Source organism: Pseudomonas sp. S30_BP2TU TE3576, from assembly GCF_050436025.1.
Classification (GTDB): domain Bacteria; phylum Pseudomonadota; class Gammaproteobacteria; order Pseudomonadales; family Pseudomonadaceae; genus Aquipseudomonas.
This window is the reverse complement of the sequence record NZ_JBNDLK010000001.1, coordinates 298,781-317,992: the sequence shown is the minus strand read 5'-3', so window position 1 is coordinate 317,992 and position 19,212 is coordinate 298,781. Positions and strand designations below refer to the sequence as shown.

Genomic DNA, 19,212 nt, shown 5'->3' with positions numbered 1-19,212 from the left:
CTCTTCGCGAGCAAGCCCGCTCCCACAGGGGGAATGCACTCCAAATGTGGGAGCGGGCTTGCTCGCGAAGGATTCGGCACCCAACAAAATCCTGGACAATGAAATGCAAAAAGCCCCGTCACATGGACAGGGCTTTTAACTTGCAGCTTGCAGCTTGAAACCAATAGCTGCCCTTAGAACACCACACCCTGGCTACGCAGGTAGTCGTCGTAGGTGCCGCTGAAGTCGGTCACGCCGTTAGGGCTCAACTCGATGATGCGGGTGGCCAGGGACGAAACGAACTCACGGTCGTGGCTGACGAAGATCAGCGTGCCCGGGTAGTTTTCCAGCGCCAGGTTAAGCGCCTCGATGGATTCCATGTCCAGGTGGTTGGTCGGTTCGTCCATCACCAGTACGTTCGGCTTTTGCAGGATCAGCTTGCCGAACAGCATGCGGCCTTGCTCACCACCGGAGATGACCTTGACCGACTTGAGGATCTCGTCGTTGGAGAACAGCATGCGACCCAGCGTGCCGCGAATGATCTGCTCGCCCTGAGTCCACTGGCCCATCCAGTCGAACAGACTGACGTCGTCTTCGAAGTCATGGGCGTGGTCCTGGGCGTAGTAGCCCAGCTCAGCGCTTTCGGTCCACTTCACGGAACCGGCGTCCGGGGTCAGCTCACCCATCAAGGTGCGCAGCAGGGTGGTCTTGCCGATACCGTTCGGGCCGATGATCGCCACGCGCTCGCCGGCTTCGACGGTGAAGCTGAAGTTCTTGAACAGGGTCTTGCCGTCGAAGCCCTTGGACATCTGTTCGATGGTCACGGCCTGGCGGTGCAGCTTCTTGGTCTGTTCGAAGCGGATGAACGGGCTCACGCGGCTCGATGGCTTGACTTCGGCCAGCTGGATCTTGTCGATCTGCTTGGCGCGGGAAGTGGCCTGCTTGGCTTTCGAGGCGTTGGCCGAGAAGCGGCTGACGAACGTTTGCAGTTCGGCAATCTGGGCTTTCTTCTTGGCGTTGTCCGACAGCAGTTGCTCGCGGGACTGGGTCGCCGCGGTCATGTATTCGTCGTAGTTGCCCGGGAACAGACGCAGCTCACCGTAGTCCAGGTCGGCCATGTGGGTGCAGACGCTGTTGAGGAAGTGACGGTCGTGGGAAATGATAATCATGGTGCTGTTGCGCACCGTGAGAATGGATTCCAGCCAGCGAATGGTGTTGATGTCCAGGTGGTTGGTCGGTTCGTCGAGCAACAGCACTTCCGGATCGGAAAACAGCGCCTGAGCCAGCAATACGCGCAGTTTCCAGCCAGGAGCGACTTCGGACATCGGGCCGAAATGCTGTTCCAGTGGAATACCCAGGCCCAGCAGCAGCTCACCGGCGCGGGATTCGGCGGTGTAGCCGTCCATTTCGGCGAATTCGGTTTCCAGCTCGGCCACGGCCATGCCGTCTGCTTCGCTCATTTCCGGCAGCGAATAGATGCGGTCGCGTTCGGCCTTGACCTTCCACAGCTCTTCGTGCCCCATGATCACGGTGTCGATCACGGTGAATTCTTCGTAGGCGAACTGGTCCTGGCGCAATTTACCCAGACGCACGTTCGGCTCCAGCATGACCTGGCCGCCGGACGGCTCGAGGTCGCCGCCGAGGATCTTCATGAAGGTCGACTTGCCGCAACCGTTGGCGCCGATCAGACCGTAACGGTTGCCACCGTTGAATTTGACCGAAACGTTTTCGAAGAGCGGCTTGGCGCCGAACTGCATCGTGATGTTAGCTGTAGAAATCAAAGGTTTTTCCTGCGAAGCATTCAGAGTAGCTAGGGTTGCGGCAGTACCGGTTCAGTACCCGTTCCACTGTTCGGACCCCGGGACATTCATCCCGATCAGCAGTGGAAGATCCATCTGGCATTAAGTGGACAGCAGCATGTGGAGCGCTTGGCCCGAGTCAACGTGCGCTGAAAGGGGATGGTTCCCGCTTTCAACCTGGGGGGCGCGTAAAGTTTGGCGGCGATTGTACTGGTCTGGCTCTTTAAACGATAGGGCGTTGAGGCTACTGCAACGCTTTGGGCGTTTTTACGGACACATTTTCACCGTTGCAGGTTAACTATTGGTTACAAACTGTGGCTAAAATGCCATCCATCAATTGTCTGCCAACCATCGGCATGGCCTGAAGGCACTACGGGGCCGCTGTTTCGTATTCAGTCGCTGCACAAGACCCAGGGACCGGTATGCCGGTAAAGGGCGCAGTTTGTTTACTTCCGATCTGTGACGATTTCCGTGAAACTCATCATTGCCGTTGTCTACGTTGTCTCTATTGCGTATGTCCATCTGCGTGGTCAAGTGCGCCATAAGCTGGGTCGCCAGTTGAGTGATCACTCGACGTTTCTGGCGCCAATCAATTGTTTTCTTTATCTGTTTTCGAAAGTCCCGAACAAGCCGTTTCTCGACCCGGCCGACTTCCCCGACCTGAGTCCGTTGCAGGCGCATTGGGAGGAAATCCGCGCTGAAGGCCAGAGCCTGCTCCACTCCGGGGCGATCAAGCGTTCGAACCAATACGATGACCTGGGTTTCAACTCGTTTTTCAAGAGCGGCTGGAAGCGCTTCTACCTCAAGTGGTACGGCGATAGCCATCCGTCGGCCATGAAACTTTGCCCACGGACCACCGAACTGGTGCAAGGCATTGGCTCGATCAAGGCGGCGATGTTCGCCGAGTTGCCACCGGGCTCCAGACTGGTGCGCCATCGCGACCCGTACGCCGGTTCGTACCGTTATCACCTCGGGCTCGAAACTCCCAACGCTGCCGGTTGCTACATCAATGTCGATGGCCAGGACTACCATTGGCGCGATGGCGAAGCGGTGATGTTCGATGAGACCTACATTCATTACGCAGAAAACACCACGCAGCAGAATCGCATCATCCTGTTTTGCGACGTCGAACGGCCGATGAAGTATCGCTGGGCGGCGGCATTCAATCGCTGGTTCAGCCGCAATGTCATGTCGGCGGCAGGTGCGCCGAACGAGGTTGGGGACCGGACGGGCGGACTCAACCGACTGTTCGGCAAGATCTACAAGATCCGCCTGCACGGCAAAAAACTGAAAAAACGCAACCGCAAGCTTTACTACCTTGAAAAGTGGTCGGTCTTTGCCGGGTTGCTGCTGGTCTTCATTTTGCTCTGATTTTTCGGTGTGGCGTACCGTGCCTTCGCGAACAGGCCGGATCAACGTCGTGTTACATCTTGCCGGGGAGGTTTTGGTTAACAAATCCGAACCCCGGGCGTAGCGTGGTATCGAAGTCCTTATCCACGCGACGTTGAGAGGCACCCCATGAACCGATACGTTATTGGCGCCATTGCGCTGGCCTTGAGTGGCGTACTGGGCCCACTGGCCCGGGCCGATGCCTGTGCTTCGTTGCAATTGGCCCAGAACCTGCCGGGCAGCACCAACAACAACCCATACAACAGTCCGATTCGCCGGGCCAATCCCAACAGCATGCAAGGCACGCAACCCAGTGCCCCGGTAATACGCGGGCCGAATACCGTGCCGGTGACACGCTCGCCAACGCTGGACAACGGTGGCATCGGTAATCGCTATCCCGACCGGACTGCTCCCGCCAGCCCACCGAAATTCGTTCCCAATCCTCCCCAGCGAGACGCCGACACCAGCAACCGTTGAGGGCCGGCATGTCGTTTTGCCTGGCACTTTCAACAGACCTATGTTCACCAGAAAAGGGATCCTGCATGTTGCGAAAAACTTTACTGGCCACCTTCTGTGCCAGCGTATTGATCGCCACTACGGCCCCCGTGCTTGCAGCGCCGGCTCAGGCGATGAAGAGTGAGGAAGGCACCCTGGAGGTCACCCCCGTCGTGACGGGACTGGAGCACCCTTGGGCCCTGGCATTCTTGCCGGATAGTAAAGACATGCTGGTGACGGAGCGACCCGGCAACCTGCGGTTGGTGACCGCCGACGGCAAGCTGTCGGCACCGCTCAGTGGCGTGCCCAAGGTCTGGGCCAAGGGGCAGGGCGGTTTGCTGGATGTGGCGCTGTCGCCGGATTTCAAGCAGGACCACATGGTCTATCTGTCCTATGCCGAGGGTGACGCTCAGGGCGACAAGGCCGGTACAGCGGTGGGGCGCGGCCGGCTCTCCGAAGACAGGACGGCGATCAAGGATTTTCAGGTGATCCTGCGCCAGGAGCCAAAGCTCTCGGTCGGCAACCATTTTGGTTCGCGGCTGGTGTTCGACCGCGACGGCTATCTGTTCGTGACGCTGGGGGAAAACAACGACCGTCCGACCGCCCAGGACCTCGACAAGCTGCAAGGCAAAGTGGTGCGAATCTACCCGGACGGCACGGTGCCCAAGGACAACCCCTTTGTCGGCCAGGCCAGCGTGCGCCCGGAGATCTGGTCCTACGGGCAACGTAACCCGCAAGGCGCGGCGCTCAACCCGTGGAACGGCACACTGTGGGAAAACGAACACGGCCCACGGGGCGGCGACGAAATCAACATCATCGAGCGTGGCAAGAATTACGGCTGGCCGCTGGCGACCCATGGCATCAACTACTCCGGTCTGCCGATTCCCGAAGCCAGGGGCAATACCGTTGAAGGCACCGTTGCCCCGAACCATGTCTGGGAAAAATCCCCGGGCCTGAGCGGCATGGCGTTCTACGATGCCGACCGTTTCAAGGCCTGGCAGCACAACGTATTTATCGGCGCGTTGGTCAGCCAGGAGCTGATTCGCCTGGAGTTCGACGGTGACAAGGTGGTGCACGAGGAGCGCTTGCTCGGGGAGCTGAGCAAGCGCATTCGCGATGTGCGGCAGGGGCCGGACGGTTATTTGTATGTATTGACCGATGAGGAAGACGGCGGGTTGTATAAAGTCGGCTTGAAATAGCAGTAATCAAGAGCCTGGGGCATGTGGCCGAGCGCGCCGCGCTGGATGGCCGGGTTATTCCTGAATGGCTTTCTCAACCTTGTTCGATGCCGACCAGATCCGGTAGCGCACTTCGATGTCCTTGGGCACGTACAGCACGAGCGGGAGTTTGCTGTTGTAACGCAGCAGGAAGCCATCGCCGACCACCGGTACGAAATCCTGTTTGCTTGTGCCGTCGGGGCAGGCCATCAGTGTGCTCATCGGGCCAATGACTTTTTCCAGGCGATAGAACGAGTAGCCCCAACCCTCGAGGTTTTTCTCCTCGAGAATGCCACCCAGGCGGGGGTGGTTGCAGTCTACAGTCATCGTCTTGCCGGCCAGGATCTCGACCTGGAAGTCGCCTTCCCGAGTCTGTGGTGCGAGGTGAATCACCTGGCGGGTAAATCCGCTTTCGGCCTTCGGATAGGGCGCGGTTGCTTCAAGTTTGGCGGCGTGCGCCACGCCGGCAAGCCCCAGTGCAAACAGCGCTGCGCTCGCGTTAACAGTCAAAGAACTCATGATGCCTCCTTGCTTGAAGTGAAGGGCGGCATTTTCACTGTCGTGTGCAGTGAATGCAAACCTGCGCCGCCCAATATGCAAATGGCAGGGTCGCCCCAGGGGCGTTCATTGCAAACCGCATGGCAGGTTTTACCGGTGACTTGCCGAAACCCTTAAATTGCCGATGAGCTGCACAGCGAAATCCGGGACATGCTTTATGCTGTAGGTGCCCTAGAAGCTTGCCGGGATTTCATATGAGTGAGCGTTGATAGTTGATTGGCAGTCTCACAAAGGAGAAGGTCGTCATGTTTCTTTCTGCCTTGGAACTTCGCAAAATCATCGAAAGCAGCTTTTTACCCGAACGTTGCGAGTGCACGTTGTCACCGGATCTGATGATGACCGTCAAGGTCTATGCCGACGGGCAAACCGATCACCTCGATCTATTGGTCACCGGCATCGATGCCTCCGGGCTCAATGGTTGTCGGGAAATAAACGATTTGATTGGCCAACTGCGCGCCAGACAGCATCACGTAGAAGTCGAGCCCCACTCGATACTGGGTAAAGCGCTTTAGCCTGCGGTTTCGAGTTCCACCGACACGCGCCGGGTCTGGAAGAACGCCAGGCCCAGCGCCAGTTCAACCCCGACCGCCAGCAACATGCCAGGCCCGACATGGCCGGCGAGCCATTCGGCAAAACCCAACACGGCCAATCCCCAACAGCCGACGACGAAGCCGAGGCTCAGCGCATTGCGGGTTGCACAAGGGGGGGCGTTGCGAACCAGAAAAGAGATCACGCTAAACGCCGTAAACAGCACGGCGGTGCGGCGTGCGACCAATCCCGCCGCGAACGAAAATTCAATACCCCAGAACGCCAGTAGCCATTGAGGCGTCAAGCCCCAGAGCAGGCTCAGTAAAAGACACAAGACGGCGGTAAACATCGACAACGTGCGAAACGAAAACTGCATGGCCAATCCTTGCGGGCAGTGAGGGGGCGCTAGAGCATAGCGCCGCAGCCCTCAAAGGAATACCGCCAAGTGTCAAATCAGACGTTTCAGTCAGCTTTGGTTCTCGCAGGCGTCGGAAAGTTTACGGTAGGTGATTTCGGCGGGTTTTCCCGTGTCATCGATGTACTTCATGTCGGCGCTCACCACTTTGCACTCCAGGGTGCTCGGCTCGGTGAGTGAGATCACTTTGCTGACATGCAATGGCATGCCGTAGTGATACGGCACGGCTTCAGAGGTTGTGGTGTTGTCACTGGCTTGAGCCAGACCGGCAAACGCGGTGCAGGCGAGGGCGGCGGTAACCAGCAGGGTGCGAGTATTCATTAGCGATCTCCGGTGCGGACGGAAAGTCAGTTCGATGTGTTGCCTGTCGAACTTGCCGCACTGGGCGTCAGAACTGTCTGAGGGCGTGCGGTCCAGTGAAGTGTTGGACCGCACAGTTAAGCGAGGGTTAACCCGGCTGAGCGCCGCCTGTCGCGACTGCGTGGTCTTGGGTATAAGTTAAGACCATCGGGCGCCTGATAGACAGTCATCGCGAGCAAGCTCGCTCCCACATTGGATCACTGTCGGGCATCAATCTACTGTGGGAGCGAGCTTGCTCGCGATGAGGGCATCAGTTTCAGTACAACTCCAATTGCTGCCGATAAGGCAAGTCCGGCCCGGTCTTGCTGCACGTCAGCGCCGCCGCCTGCACCGCGAACTTCAGCATGCTGTCGATCTGCTCGCGGCCAAGTTGCTTCACGCCTTCGACCGAGTCCAGTTGCTGCTCGGTCAGCCAGGCAATCAGCGCCGCCTGAAAGGTATCGCCCGCGCCTACGGTGTCGGCGATTTTCACCGGACGGGCGGGAGCCGACCACGAGCCGTGAACCCGGCTGAACACACTCGCGCCTTCGCCACCCCGGGTCAGGAACACCAGCTGACAGCGGTGCTGCAACCAGCCTTCGATCACCCGCACCGGGTCCTGGCCGGGATACAACAGATGCAAATCCTCGTCGCTGACCTTGATCAGGTCGACCAGCTCAACCAGCGTCGCGATCCGTTTACGCCACAGCTCAATGTCCGGCTGCGGGTTCAGGCGCACGTTCGGGTCGAGGCTGATCAGGCGTTTGCCGCTTTCCCGGCGCACCAATGCCAATAGGGTGTCGGCAATCGGCTGTACCACCAGGGAAAACGAGCCGATATGCAGGCCGCGTACCTCAGGCCCGAGTGCCGGCAGGTGCTCCGGTTGCAATTGTCGATCCGCGCAGCCTTCGCCACGGAAGCTGTACTGCGGCGATCCATTGGCCCCCACGGCAACCATCGCCAGGGTGGTTGGCGCGGCGAAATCCAGCAGGTAATCCTGGCACACACCTTCATCCTGCAGCACCTGCAACAGGCGCCGGCCCAGGTAGTCGGTGGACAACCCGGCCAACAGCGCCGCGTCCACGCCCAACCGGCGCAATCCCACCGCCACGTTGAACGGCGAGCCACCGGCGATGGCCTTGAAATTCACTTTGGACGCCAGACCGCTGGCGTCGTTTTCACTGAAAAAATCGAACAGCGCTTCGCCACACACCAGGTACATAGTTGTTCACTCTTTAAATAGGGTTGCGACATGCTGTTGATAGCGTTCATACGCCTGCTGACAGGCTTGCACATTGTCGGCGACCGGCAGGGTTGCACTGGCCGGGTCGAGTTTCACACAGCGCTCGCACAAGTCCGCCAGGTTGTGTTCGTGCCCGTTTTCCCGGGATACGCACCAGGCTGCCTGAATCGCTGCACCCAGAGCCGCAGCCTCACTTTGTTCGGTGCAGATCACGGGTGTGTTCATGGTGTCGGCGACAATCTGCCGCCAGACCGGGCTTTTCGATCCGCCACCGATCAGGCAAATGTTGCGGCTTTGTAAGCCATTGCGGCGCAGCAGGTCCAGTCCGTAACGCAGACCGAACGTCGTGCCTTCGACCACCGCGCGGCACAGGTTGGCCCGGGTCAGGTTGCTCATGGTCAGGCCCGACAGGCTGGCGCTGGCATGGGGCAGGGCGGGCACCCGCTCGCCGTTGAAGAACGGCAGCATGCTCACACCTTCAGCACCGATCGGCGCTTTGGCAACGAGTTCGTTGAACTGATCGATGTCGAGGTCCAGCAGGTCGCGGATCAGGCCGGTGGCATTGGTCAGGTTCATGGTGCAGATCAATGGCAGCCAGCCGCCACTGGAAGAACAGAAGGTGGCGACCGCAGCATCCGGGGCGACGTTCGGCCTGTCTGAATAGGCGTACACCGTGCCCGAGGAGCCGAGGCTCATGGTGATTGCGCCGGGCTGGATGTTGCCGGTGCCGATAGCCCCCATCATGTTGTCGCCGCCGCCACTGGACACCAGTGCCCGCGGATTGATACCCAGGTGTTCGGCAATGCCCGGCAGAATCGTGCCGACTGCCTGGCGGGCATCGATCAGCTCCGGCAGCGCGGCTTGCAGGCGTCCGCTTGGGTCGATGTCGCGCAACAGTTGCAGATCCCACTGACGAGTACGCACATTGAAATACCCGGTGCCCGAGGCATCACCGTATTCGCTGCAACTGCGGCCAGTGAGCCAATGGTTGAGGTAGTCGTGGGGCAGCAAAATGTGGGCGATCCGGGAAAACACATCGGGATGCTGCTCTTTGGTCCATAACAATTTGGACACGGTGTAGCCCGGCGCGATGACCACGCCGAGGCGCTCCAGCGAAGCCTTTTCGCCACCCAGATGGGCCAGCAGTCGGTCATTCTCCGGCGTGGTTTCGGTGTCGCACCAGAGTTTGGCCGGACGCAGCACCTGGCCGTGATCGTCGAGCAGCACCAGGCCATGTTGTTGGCCGGACACGCCAATGCCGAGGATCGACTGGCCATCGACTTTGGCCGCGAGCAAAGCGCGGCGGGTGGCGGTGGTGAAGGCTTCCAGCCACTGCTGGGTGTCCTGTTCGCGGCGGCCATTGGGGCCGCTGATCAGGCTGTGGCTGGCGGCTCCCTGGCCAAGCACTTCACCATTGACCGTGTCGAGGATGATGGCTTTGGTGCCTTGGGTGCCGCAGTCGATGCCGAGGAAGAGTTGTTGGTTTGGCATAGTGGATCCTTGGATCATTCAACATAAATGTCGCCTGTCAGGCCGCCTTCGCGAGCAAGCCCGCTCCCACAGTAGATTTGTAGTGAACACGGTATTTGTGTTCGACAGCGCTTCAGTGTGGGAGCGGGCTTGCTCGCGAAGACGGCAGCAGCTCCACCGCAGGACTTACGCCAACACCCGCTCCAGCGTCCGCGACACCCCCACCTCGCGCAAACTGTTGCAACACCACTCGAACGCCGCGACAAACTCCGCCGAGCGCGCAATCGCCGTACCAAAAATCTCCTCGACCGCCAGCAATCGCTGGGTAATCAGCACATCATCGGCCACCAACGCCTGGCAGAATGCTGCACGCGGGTCCGCAATCGTGTAGGTCTCGCCATGCTCATCCACGCCTTTGAGGTACAACGCCCACGCCGCCACCACCAGTGCCGCACGCTTGGTCTCGCGGCCATCGGCGATCAGGCGGTTGATGGTCGGTATGGTGAATTTCGGAAACTTTGACGAACCATCCGAACACACCCGTTCAAGCTGATCGGCAATCGCCTGGTTGGAAAAACGCGCCACCAGGGTGTTTTTGTACTCGCTCAGGTCGATTCCCGGCACCGGGGCCAGTTGCGGCGTCACGTCCAGGTCCATGTAGGCGTGCATGTAGCGTACGAACAACGGATCGTTCATGGTCTCGTGGACGAAGCGGTAACCCTTGAGGAATCCCAGGTACGTCAGCGCCAGATGACTGCCGTTGAGCAGCTTGATCTTCATTTCTTCGTAGGGCGTGACGTCATCGGTGAATTGCACGCCGACCTTTTCCCAGGCCGGGCGCCCGTTGACGAACTTGTCTTCCAGCACCCATTGCACAAAAGGCTCGCAGACCACCGGCCAGGCATCGTCCAGCCCATGCTGGTCCGCCAGTTGCAGACGGTGCCGGGTGCTGGTCATCGGCGTGATGCGGTCGACCATGGCGTTGGGGAAGCTGACGTTGGCGTCGATCCAGTCGCGCAGTTCGCTGTCGTGCAAGGCGGCGAAGGCCAGCAGGGCCTTGCGGGTGACGACGCCGTTGTGCGGCAGGTTATCGCAGGACATCAGGGTGAAGGCCGCGCTGCCGGCAGCGCGGCGCTTGGCCAGTGCGGCACAGAGGAAGCCGAATACGGTTTTCGGGGAGTCGGGGTGCGCCAGGTCATGCTGGATCTGCGGCAAGTGCGCCATGAACTCGCCGTTGCTGTCGTCGATGCAGTAACCGCCTTCGGTGATGGTCAGAGAGACGATACGGATCTCGGGGCTGGCCAGTTTGTCGATCAATGCCTGGGCATCGTCCTCGGCCAGCAGCATGTCGCGAAGGGCGCCGATCACCCGCACCTCGGTGTCGTCGCCATCGCCGAGTTCGAACAGGGTGAACAGGTAGTCCTGATCCTTGAGATCGTCACGGGCGCGGCGGTCCTCGGCGCGCAGGCCGACACCACAAATCGCCCAGTCCAGGCCTTCTCCGGTGTTCATCAGTGCATCGGTGTAAAACGCCTGATGGGCGCGATGGAAACCACCAACGCCGATGTGCGCGATGCCTTGGCGGGTATCACCCAACGCGTAGGCGGGCAGGACCACTTCGGGAGCGAGGCGGTTGAGGTTCTGTTTGTTCAGTTTCATCGCAGGCACTCTGAAGTCAGGCAGCAACGCGCAACGGGCGGGTCAACGCCACGCCATCGGCATCGAACAAATGGCAGTGTTGCGCCTCCAGGTGCAGGCTCAGGGACTCGCCGTAGCGGCTGGCCAGATCGCCGCGAACACGCATGGTCAGGGCTTCGCCGGACGACGTCAGGACGTGGCAGAACGTGTCGCTGCCCAGGCGTTCGCTGACATCGGCGGTGACCTGCAAGGTGCAGTCGCCCGGTTTGGCCAGTTCCAGATGCTCCGGGCGAATGCCCAGCGTCACTGCCCCCCCGACGCTCAGATGGGATCCGCTCAAGGGCAGGTTGATGCGGGTTCCGGCGTCCAGTTGCACTTCGCAGCCGTGGCTGTCGACGCGGCTGACCTTGCCCTTGAGGAAGCCCATTTTCGGCGTGCCCAGGAAACCGGCGACGAACAGGTTGGCAGGCTGGTGATAGAGATCCAGCGGCGAGCCGACTTGTTCGATCTTGCCGCCATTGAGTACGACGACTTTGTCGGCCATGGTCATGGCTTCGACCTGATCGTGTGTGACGTAGATCATCGTGGCTTGCAGTTCTTTGTGCAGGCGCAACAGTTCCAGGCGCATCTGCACCCGCAGGGCGGCATCGAGGTTGGACAACGGTTCGTCGAACAGGAAGATTTTCGGGTTGCGCACGATGGCCCGGCCAATCGCCACGCGCTGGCGCTGGCCGCCGGACAGTTGCTTGGGCTTGCGCTCCAGCATCGGCCCCAGCTCGAGGATGCGCGCCGCTTCGCTGACCTTTTTCTCCACTTCGGCTTTCGCCACGCCAGCCAGGTCGAGGGCGAACGACATGTTCTTGCGCACGCTCATGTGCGGGTACAGGGCGTAGGTCTGGAACACCATCGCCAGGTCGCGCTTGGCCGGGCTCACTTCGGTGATGTCGCGGCCATCGAGCTCGATGGTGCCGCCGCTGACTTCTTCGAGCCCCGCGATCAGCCGCAGCAGCGTGGATTTACCGCAGCCCGACGGGCCGACGAAGACCACGAATTCCTTGTTGTTCACTTCAAGGTCAATGCCCTTGATGATGGAAAAGCCTTCGAAGCCTTTGTGCAGATTCTTGATTTTCAGGTTGGCCATGGTGATGGGCCTCCGCTTGCTGTTATTCGATTGAACCGGGTGGGCTTTGTTGTGGGAGCGAGCAAGCTCGCTCCCACAGGAATCGCATTCGGTCAGCGATCTTCATTTCACAGCGCCGAACGACAGGCCGCGCACCAGTTGTTTCTGGCTGATCCAGCCGAAGATCAGGATCGGTGCGCAGGCCAGGGTCGAGACCGCTGACAACTTGGCCCAGAACAACCCTTCGGGGCTCGAATACGAGGCGATCAACGCGGTCAGTGGCGCGGCTTTCGACGAGGTCAGGTTCAGCGACCAGAACGCCTCGTTCCAGCACAGGATCAGCGACAGCAGCACCGTGGACGCCAGGCCGCCCTTGGCGATGGGCAGCAACACCCGGAGCATCTCCTGCGTCAGCGTTGCACCGTCCAGGCGTGCGGCTTCAAGGATGTCCCTGGGGATGTCCTTGAAGTAGGTGTAAATCATCCAGACCACGATCGGCAGGTTGATCAGGGTGTAGATGACGATCAGTGCGATCCGCGTGTCGAGCAGGCCGAAACTCTTGGCCAGCAGGTAGATCGGCATCAGCACGCCCACCGGCGGCAGCATTTTGGTCGAGAGCATCCACAGCAGGGTGCCTTTGGTGCGCTGGGTTTCGTAGAACGCCATGGAGTAGGCCGCCGGCACCGCGATCAGCAGGCACAGGGCCGTGGCGCTGAAGGAAATCACCACCGAGTTCCAGGCGAAGCTGAAATAGTCGCTGCGTTCGTTGATATGCAGGTAGTTCTCCAGCGTGGGCATGAAAATGAACTGCGGCGGTGTGGCGAAGGCATCGATTTCGGTCTTGAAACTGGTCATGACCATCCAGAAGATCGGGAAGAAAATCAGGATCGCGATGGCCCAGGCCAACGTACCGAGCAGCAGGCTTTGCAGGCGACGGGATTGTTGAAGAGTCATGGCAGGCCTCAGGCTTTGTCGGTCAGGTTTTTGCCGATCATCCGCACCAGGATGATCGCGGCGATGTTGGCGATGATCACGGCGATCAAACCGCCGGCCGAGGCCATGCCGACGTCGAACTGCACCAGTGCCTGGTTGTAGATCAGGTAGGCGAGGTTGGTCGAGGCGTAGCCGGGGCCGCCGTTGGTGGTGGTGAAGATTTCGGCGAACACCGAGAGCAGGAAGATGGTTTCGATCATCACCACCACCGCAATCGGCCGCGCCAGATGCGGCAAGGTCAGGTGCCAGAAAATCGCGATCGGCCCGGCGCCATCGAGGCGCGCGGCTTCTTTCTGTTCCTGGTCGAGGGACTGCATGGCCGTCATCAGGATCAGGATCGCGAACGGCAGCCATTGCCACGAGACAATGATGATGATCGACAGCAGCGGATAGTGCGCCAGCCAGTCCACCGGCTGCGCGCCGAACAGCTTCCAGACGTAGGCGAGAATCCCCGACACCGGGTGGAAAATCAGGTTCTTCCAGATCAGCGCACCGACGGTGGGCATGATGAAGAACGGCGAGATCAGCATCACCCGCACGATGCCACGACCGAAGAACTCACTGGCCTCCAGTAGCGCACTGATCAGCACCCCGAATACCACGCTGATCAGCAGCACGCTGCCCACCAGCAACAGCGTGTTGCTGGCGCCGGGCAGGAAACCCGAATCCGTCAGGAAGTAGGTGAAGTTCTCCAGCCCGACAAATTCGTTTTCACCCGGATTGAGCAGGTTGTAGCGGATCATCGAGAAGTAGAGGGTCATGCCCAGCGGCACGATCATCCACAGCAGCAACAATGCCACCGAAGGGCTGACCAGAAACCAGCCGGGATTGGCCACGCGGCTTTTGTGTTGCGGTTGGACAATGTCCATGTGAGCTTTGGCAGTTGATGTATTCATGGCATTAAACCGATTCATTCAGACCTATGAAGATCCAATGTGGGAGCGGGCTTGCTCGCGAAGGCGATGGTTCAGTCACGAATATTCGGTGGATGCACCGGCCTCTTCGCGAGCAAGCCCGCTCCCACACAAGGCAAGAGCGGGGAAGTGCGGGGGGTTACTTGGGATAACCCGCGCGCTTCATTTCGCGCTCGGTGGTTTGCTGGGCCGCCGCCAATGCCTGGTCGACCGTGGTCTGGCCGATCAGCGCCGCGGAGAAGGATTTGCCGACCTGGGTACCAATGCCCTGGAACTCGGGAATGGTCACCAACTGGATGCCGATGTACGGCACGGGCCTGGCACCTGGCTTGCCCGGGTCCGCGGCCTTGAGCGATTCCAGCGTAACTTTGGCGAATGGTGCCGCACTCAAGTACGCCTCGCTGTAGGTCGAGGCACGGGTTCCCGGCGGCACGTTGGCGATGCCGTCCTTTTCCGCGACCAGTGCGCTGTACTCCCTGGAGGTGGCCCAGGCGCTGAAGGTTTTCGCGGCGTCCTTGGCCTTGGAACTGGCCGGAATGGCCAAAGCCCAGGAGTACAACCAGGCCGAGCCCTTGTCAGTGACCTGGTGCGGCGCATAGGTGAAACCGACGTGATCGGCGACCTTGCTCTGGGCCTTGTCGGTGACGAACGAGCCGGCGACGCTGGCGTCGACCCAGATCGCGCATTTACCGCTGTTGAACAACGCCAGGTTTTCATTGAAACCGTTGCTCGACGCACCCGGCGGGCCGGATTTCTTCATGGTGTCGACGTAGAAATTCAGCGCATTTTTCCACTCGGGAGCGTTGAATTCCGCTTGCCATTTTTCATCGAACCAGCGCGCGCCATAGGCGTTGGCGACGGTGGTGATCAGCGCCATGTTCTCGCCCCAGCCGGCCTTGCCGCGCAGGCAGATGCCGTACTGTTCCTGCTCGGGTTTGTTCAGTTTGGCGGCGAACTCACCGATCTGCTCCCAGCTCGGGTGCTCGGGCATGTTCAGGCCGGCGTCATTGAACAGATCGGTACGGTAATAGGTAATCGAGCTTTCGGCGTAGAACGGCAGGGCATACAGCGCCCCCTTCACCGACAGGCCTTCACGCACCGATGGAAACACGTCGTCGAGGGCATAACTGGCCGGCAAATCCTTCATCGGCTCCAGCCAGCCCTTGGCGCCCCAGAGTGCGGCTTCGTACATGCCGATGGTCAGCACATCGAACTGCCCGCCCTGGGTGGCGATGTCGGTGGTCAGGCGCTGACGCAGGACGTTTTCTTCGAGGACCACCCAATTGAGCTTGATGTCCGGGTGCGCGGCCTCGAAAGTTTTCGAGAGCTTCTGCATGCGAATCATGTCGCTGTTGTTGACGGTGGCGATGGTCAGGGTCTGGGCGCCAAGGCTGACGCTGCTGAGGGTCATGCAGGTGAGGGTAAGCAGAGCTTTTACCGAAGGTTGCATCGTGCACTCCTTTTCTGCACCCGGCGGGATACAGAAGGACAGTTATTGTTTTTGTGTCTTCCGAAGGCAGGAAGAATGTGCACTGATTACATCCTTCAATGGAGAGCGATACAAATCATCCATCGCACTTGAATCGATACTTTTTTGCACTGAACTTTAGGGGGGTTAGACACAAGGAAGGGCTTTTCAGCGATGGGGCGGCATTGAAACCGTACAGGTTTCAGGGCTTGACGCTGTACCTGTGGGAGCGGGCTTGCTCGCGAAAGCGGTGTGTCAGGTTGAGAAATGTCGCCTGACACTCCGCTTTCGCGAGCAAGCCCGCTCCCACATTTGATCGCATCTAGCCGAGGTTTTGCTCAGTCAACCGCTGCACCACCAAACGCCGGTAATGCGAAGGCGTCATGCCCTTGAGTTGCTGGAAGCGCCGGTTGAAGTTGGAAATATTGTTGAACCCCGACTCGAAACACACGTCCGTCACCGGTTTGTCGCCATCAGCGAGCAACTCGCAGGACTTGCTGATACGCAGGCGATTGACGAATTCGATGAAGTTGCGCCCGGTGGCCTGCTTGAACACGCGGCTGAAATACGTGGGTTTCATGCCCAGGTGCCCGGCGACCTCTTCCAGCGGCAAGTCCCGGGCGTAATGGGCGAAGATGTAATCCACTGCGCGGTTGGTACGGTCGATGTTGTGCTCGTCGGCCAACTGCGGTGTTGTCGCGCCGGAGAGCAGTTGGTAATCGTCGGTGGCCGCGAGCAATTCCAGCAGGATGAAAAAGTGCCCGAGCCGGGTGGCACCGCTGGTATCGGCAATACGCTGCATCAAGTCCATGGCCCGGGCGATGGTGTGTTTGCAGCGAAACTCAATGCCGTACTGCGCGCGTTCGAGCAGCGGCGCCAGGGTCTTGAGCTCGGCGAATACCTGATAGCCGCTGTCGAACAACTCGTCGGTGAAATTGACCAGCATGTCACGCTTGGGCACCACTTCGTCCTCGGCCACCTGGCTGATCCAGTTGTGGGGCAGGTTGGGGCCGGTCAGGAACAGGGTTTGCGGATAGAAGTTGCCGATGTAATCGCCAATGAACACCTTGCCGGAACTGGCGACGATCAGGTGCAACTCGTATTCCTTGTGGAAATGCCAGCGCACCAACGGGCAGGGGAAACCGTGCTGGCGGTAGATGATGGACAGGCCGTTGTGGTCGTCCATCAATTCATAGGAAGGATCGGTGACTCTGGCGGTGCGGGTCATGTCCAGTGGGGTCTTTTTGTTTTTCAGATGCCAATCATGCACCCCCGCCCAAGACAGTTCCAGTTCGCCGGCCTTACGTCTTGCGCAGTCCCCTGGAAAAGTTGATTTCCCTGCAATAGCTGATCAGTTGTGTCGCTCCAATAAAGTCGGCACTGATGATGCTGCACTTCGGCGCCCATCCAGAGTCCGGACCAAACCACTCGTTCAATTCCCGGGTGATTCGTTTTACACCGGCCAGTTCTCCATAACTGGTGGCGGATAATGACCAGAGCGTGTTTTTCTCGGGCGGATTATTCAGTGTTCTTTCAATATGCTGTCTTAACTCTTCAGGTGACGTAATGTCGCTGCCGCTCCATTCGCTTCTGATTTTCGGCCAGTACAGGGGTGAACTGAAGTCCGGATGCCAGTCGCTGGCTAGCACGATTCTTTGCAGGGGACTCATTTTCTTTAGTGCACCCAGTGTCAGATAACGGTTTTTTAGCGGAATCAGTCGCGTGCCCAATTCACTGGTGATGGCCTCATGAAAGCCTTTGTAGTCGAAACTTTTTTCATCAATGCCTTTGAGTTCGTGCATATCCAGCACGACGAATTCATCCGGGTTTTCATTGAGGAAAAAGTCCAGGCTCTTGAACAGTTCACTCAAAGATCGGCCTTTGAGGTGTTTGTAGCCGTGAAAAGTATGAAATTTCCTTACACCCAGCCAGCGCTCTTCTGAAAGAAAACGCAGGTCGAGTACCCGGACGCCCTCGTTGAGCTGCTGGATAAATGGCCCATCCTGGCAGACGAACCAGTGACTGGCCGGTTGAACGTCGATTGGGTATGAGAAGTCATAATCCACTCCCGCGTTATGGGCGCCGGGCCAGACCAGCTCCAAGAGGGTTAACTTGTCAATGGAAGGTGTCGCCGACATCCAGTTTTTATGGGGGTAAGTATTTGTCATTGTGCAGTCCGTTGCTATTTAAGAATAAAGAAACGCCCGAATATCAGAGTTGATATCGGGCGATTTATTCTTGGTTGCAGGTCAGGGGCTGCACAAGCAATTAGTGTTTTCGGGATATTGTTATTGCTGGCTGTTTTTCGCCTCTATCCATTGCGACATGTATTGCGTGCTCTTGTGCAGGTGATGACGCAACATGCTGCCGGTAAAGTTTCCGTTGCGCAAACTTTGCAAGTTTTTACGGCAGTGCTCTAAACGTTCTATTAATGCCGGGCCGTGGATATTTTGACGATAACGCTTGTTCAATAACTCAACACCCGCCTGCTGGGCCTGAGTCCACTGCAACTTATCCTGGTTCAGCTTGATGGCCGCATCTGCCAGGGCTTGAGCAGAGCGGGCCACATGACCGGGCCATGCCATCTCACCGCACATGCTTTCGGCGCCTATGGGGGTCGTGACATTGGGCGTGCCGCAGAGCATCGCATCGACGATTTTGCCTTTGATACCGGCGCCGAAACGCAACGGCGCCAGGCACACCCGCGTGGCCGACATGACTTGCAACGCATCTTCGGCCCAGTTCATGATGTGAAACCCCTGGGCTGCGTTGTGCAACGCGGTGGCCTTGGGCGGCGTGTATGCGCCGTAGATGTGCAGTTGCGCCGTGGGCAGCTGTGCGCGGATCAACGGCCAGATCGTGGTTTTCAGCCAGAGCACGGCATCCCAGTTCGGTGCATGGCGAAAATTGCCGATGTGCAGAAAGTTCGCCCGGTCTTCGAATGGAACGGGCGACCGGGTCGGCAGTTCGACCATCAGCGGGCACCAGTGCAACAGGTTGCGCGGCACTTTGAACTGCTCGACCAGCAATTCGATTTCCACCTGCGAAACCATCAGGGTCAAGTCGCATCGATATATCGCCGCGATCTCCCGTTTGGCCAGGTCGGTATCAGCCATGAATTCGAACTCTTCGCGTAACGCGGGCGCAAACATTTCGCTGAAGTCGTTGTTGTCGTCGCTGGCCTTCAGGCGGTCCTTGAGGCGCTGATGACGGGCGTCTCGCAAGCTTTGCAGGTCGGAAGATTCCAGCACCCGCATGGCATTCGGGCAGTGTTTTTCGACGCGCCAGCCGAATTGTTCTTCCATCATGAAGCGATCGAACAGCACCACATCCGGGGCGAGCTCGCTGATGAACGTGTCGAAACTGCTGTTGTTCAACTCGATGGGCACTTCGCGAATGCCCAGCGGCGCCAGGTCGGCGCGGTGCTCGCCGGTACCGGCGGGGCTGCTGAAGGTGATGTCCCAGCCTTTTTGCAGGAACGTTTCAAGGATTTGCATCATATGCCCACCGGCTGCCGAAGAGCGGGGCTCGGGCCAGACGTAACCAATGACCAGGACTTTGGTTGCGCGGGGTTGAATCATTGACGGGAATTCCTTGAAGCGGATACAGGGCAGGGATGAAAAACGGTGCGCATTAAACCACAGCAG

The 19,212-nt window shown here is 59.1% G+C and carries 18 protein-coding genes; 4 read left to right on the top strand and 14 right to left on the bottom strand.

Annotation, left to right across the window (positions count from 1 at the left end; translation table 11 throughout):
* Window positions 1-173: 173 nt before the first annotated feature.
* Entirely contained in the window at window positions 174-1,760 is a 1,587-nt protein-coding gene (locus ABIA48_RS01280; RefSeq protein WP_033052720.1) for an ABC-F family ATPase, read from the bottom strand.
* A gap of 489 nt (window positions 1,761-2,249) precedes the next feature.
* On the opposite strand from ABIA48_RS01280, the gene lpxO reads away from it, so the two are divergent.
* The 3 genes from lpxO to ABIA48_RS01265 all read left to right on the top strand — a co-directional run bounded on the left by lpxO (window position 2,250) and on the right by ABIA48_RS01265 (window position 4,861).
* Window positions 2,250-3,149: a lipid A hydroxylase LpxO gene (gene lpxO, locus ABIA48_RS01275; RefSeq protein WP_429486658.1), complete on the top strand. Its 900-nt coding sequence runs from the start codon at window positions 2,250-2,252 to the stop codon at window positions 3,147-3,149.
* A gap of 147 nt (window positions 3,150-3,296) precedes the next feature.
* Window positions 3,297-3,644 (top strand): hypothetical protein, encoded by a 348-nt coding sequence (locus ABIA48_RS01270; RefSeq protein WP_429486656.1) that lies wholly within the window; start codon window positions 3,297-3,299, stop codon window positions 3,642-3,644.
* 65 nt (window positions 3,645-3,709) lie between these two features.
* Window positions 3,710-4,861 (top strand): PQQ-dependent sugar dehydrogenase, encoded by a 1,152-nt coding sequence (locus tag ABIA48_RS01265; protein ID WP_429486654.1) that lies wholly within the window; start codon window positions 3,710-3,712, stop codon window positions 4,859-4,861.
* Window positions 4,862-4,915: 54 nt separating this feature from the next.
* Here the strand turns inward: ABIA48_RS01265 and eco are convergent, their stop codons facing one another.
* Window positions 4,916-5,398: a serine protease inhibitor ecotin gene (gene eco / locus ABIA48_RS01260; RefSeq protein WP_429486652.1), complete on the bottom strand. Its 483-nt coding sequence runs from the start codon at window positions 5,396-5,398 to the stop codon at window positions 4,916-4,918.
* Between the two features lie 284 nt (window positions 5,399-5,682).
* Between eco and ABIA48_RS01255 the strand changes: the two genes are divergently transcribed.
* Window positions 5,683-5,949, top strand: a complete 267-nt coding sequence (locus ABIA48_RS01255; RefSeq protein ID WP_429486650.1) for a DUF1652 domain-containing protein — start codon at window positions 5,683-5,685, stop codon at window positions 5,947-5,949.
* Here the strand turns inward: ABIA48_RS01255 and ABIA48_RS01250 are convergent.
* The 12 genes from ABIA48_RS01250 to ABIA48_RS01195 form a co-directional block, all read right to left on the bottom strand.
* Window positions 5,946-6,341: a hypothetical protein gene (locus tag ABIA48_RS01250; RefSeq protein WP_429486648.1), complete on the bottom strand. Its 396-nt coding sequence runs from the start codon at window positions 6,339-6,341 to the stop codon at window positions 5,946-5,948. The two genes, ABIA48_RS01255 and ABIA48_RS01250, sit on opposite strands and share 4 nt — an antisense overlap.
* Window positions 6,342-6,431: 90 nt before the next feature.
* A complete protein-coding gene (locus ABIA48_RS01245) occupies window positions 6,432-6,701 on the bottom strand; it encodes a DUF2790 domain-containing protein (protein ID WP_429486646.1) in 270 nt (89 codons plus the stop codon).
* A gap of 295 nt (window positions 6,702-6,996) precedes the next feature.
* A complete protein-coding gene (locus ABIA48_RS01240) occupies window positions 6,997-7,941 on the bottom strand; it encodes a carbohydrate kinase family protein (protein WP_429486644.1) in 945 nt (314 codons plus the stop codon).
* A gap of 6 nt (window positions 7,942-7,947) precedes the next feature.
* Window positions 7,948-9,453 carry a xylulokinase gene (gene xylB / locus ABIA48_RS01235; RefSeq protein ID WP_429486643.1) on the bottom strand — a complete coding sequence of 502 codons (1,506 nt, stop codon included), beginning with the start codon at window positions 9,451-9,453 and terminating at the stop codon, window positions 7,948-7,950.
* A 165-nt stretch (window positions 9,454-9,618) separates the two neighbouring features.
* The gene (locus ABIA48_RS01230) at window positions 9,619-11,091 is read right to left on the bottom strand and encodes a mannitol dehydrogenase family protein (RefSeq protein WP_429486641.1); all 1,473 of its coding nucleotides are present in this window, start codon (window positions 11,089-11,091) and stop codon (window positions 9,619-9,621) included.
* A 16-nt stretch (window positions 11,092-11,107) separates the two neighbouring features.
* The gene (locus tag ABIA48_RS01225; protein ID WP_429486639.1) at window positions 11,108-12,211 is read right to left on the bottom strand and encodes an ABC transporter ATP-binding protein; all 1,104 of its coding nucleotides are present in this window, start codon (window positions 12,209-12,211) and stop codon (window positions 11,108-11,110) included.
* Window positions 12,212-12,313: 102 nt separating this feature from the next.
* Window positions 12,314-13,144, bottom strand: coding sequence for a carbohydrate ABC transporter permease (locus ABIA48_RS01220; protein WP_429486637.1), 831 nt, complete (start codon window positions 13,142-13,144; stop codon window positions 12,314-12,316).
* 8 nt (window positions 13,145-13,152) lie between these two features.
* Window positions 13,153-14,079 carry a carbohydrate ABC transporter permease gene (locus tag ABIA48_RS01215; protein ID WP_429486635.1) on the bottom strand — a complete coding sequence of 309 codons (927 nt, stop codon included), beginning with the start codon at window positions 14,077-14,079 and terminating at the stop codon, window positions 13,153-13,155.
* A 157-nt stretch (window positions 14,080-14,236) separates the two neighbouring features.
* Complete coding sequence (locus tag ABIA48_RS01210; protein WP_429486633.1) at window positions 14,237-15,547, bottom strand: ABC transporter substrate-binding protein; 1,311 nt, start codon at window positions 15,545-15,547, stop codon at window positions 14,237-14,239.
* Window positions 15,548-15,887: 340 nt separating this feature from the next.
* Complete coding sequence (locus ABIA48_RS01205) at window positions 15,888-16,793, bottom strand: AraC family transcriptional regulator (protein ID WP_429486631.1); 906 nt, start codon at window positions 16,791-16,793, stop codon at window positions 15,888-15,890.
* Between the two features lie 73 nt (window positions 16,794-16,866).
* Complete coding sequence (locus ABIA48_RS01200) at window positions 16,867-17,733, bottom strand: phospholipase (protein ID WP_429486630.1); 867 nt, start codon at window positions 17,731-17,733, stop codon at window positions 16,867-16,869.
* A gap of 120 nt (window positions 17,734-17,853) precedes the next feature.
* Window positions 17,854-19,146, bottom strand: coding sequence for a glycosyltransferase (locus ABIA48_RS01195; RefSeq protein ID WP_429486628.1), 1,293 nt, complete (start codon window positions 19,144-19,146; stop codon window positions 17,854-17,856).
* Between the last annotated feature and the right edge of the window lie 66 nt (window positions 19,147-19,212).

Excerpts from the sequence above, each read along its gene's own strand:
- eco (WP_429486652.1), bottom strand. The coding sequence starts at position 5,398 with ATGAGTTCTTTGACTGTTAACGCGAGCGCAGCGCTGTTTGCACTGGGG.
- ABIA48_RS01195 (WP_429486628.1), bottom strand. The coding sequence starts at position 19,146 with ATGATTCAACCCCGCGCAACCAAAGTCCTGGTCATTGGTTACGTCTGG.
- ABIA48_RS01215 (WP_429486635.1), bottom strand. The coding sequence starts at position 14,079 with ATGAATACATCAACTGCCAAAGCTCACATGGACATTGTCCAACCGCAA.
- xylB (WP_429486643.1), bottom strand. The coding sequence starts at position 9,453 with ATGCCAAACCAACAACTCTTCCTCGGCATCGACTGCGGCACCCAAGGC.
- ABIA48_RS01255 (WP_429486650.1), top strand. The coding sequence starts at position 5,683 with ATGTTTCTTTCTGCCTTGGAACTTCGCAAAATCATCGAAAGCAGCTTT.
- ABIA48_RS01205 (WP_429486631.1), bottom strand. The coding sequence starts at position 16,793 with ATGACCCGCACCGCCAGAGTCACCGATCCTTCCTATGAATTGATGGAC.
- ABIA48_RS01225 (WP_429486639.1), bottom strand. The coding sequence starts at position 12,211 with ATGGCCAACCTGAAAATCAAGAATCTGCACAAAGGCTTCGAAGGCTTT.
- ABIA48_RS01265 (WP_429486654.1), top strand. The coding sequence starts at position 3,710 with ATGTTGCGAAAAACTTTACTGGCCACCTTCTGTGCCAGCGTATTGATC.
- ABIA48_RS01230 (WP_429486641.1), bottom strand. The coding sequence starts at position 11,091 with ATGAAACTGAACAAACAGAACCTCAACCGCCTCGCTCCCGAAGTGGTC.
- ABIA48_RS01245 (WP_429486646.1), bottom strand. The coding sequence starts at position 6,701 with ATGAATACTCGCACCCTGCTGGTTACCGCCGCCCTCGCCTGCACCGCG.
- ABIA48_RS01270 (WP_429486656.1), top strand. The coding sequence starts at position 3,297 with ATGAACCGATACGTTATTGGCGCCATTGCGCTGGCCTTGAGTGGCGTA.
- ABIA48_RS01210 (WP_429486633.1), bottom strand. The coding sequence starts at position 15,547 with ATGCAACCTTCGGTAAAAGCTCTGCTTACCCTCACCTGCATGACCCTC.
- ABIA48_RS01250 (WP_429486648.1), bottom strand. The coding sequence starts at position 6,341 with ATGCAGTTTTCGTTTCGCACGTTGTCGATGTTTACCGCCGTCTTGTGT.
- ABIA48_RS01200 (WP_429486630.1), bottom strand. The coding sequence starts at position 17,733 with ATGACAAATACTTACCCCCATAAAAACTGGATGTCGGCGACACCTTCC.
- ABIA48_RS01220 (WP_429486637.1), bottom strand. The coding sequence starts at position 13,144 with ATGACTCTTCAACAATCCCGTCGCCTGCAAAGCCTGCTGCTCGGTACG.
- ABIA48_RS01240 (WP_429486644.1), bottom strand. The coding sequence starts at position 7,941 with ATGTACCTGGTGTGTGGCGAAGCGCTGTTCGATTTTTTCAGTGAAAAC.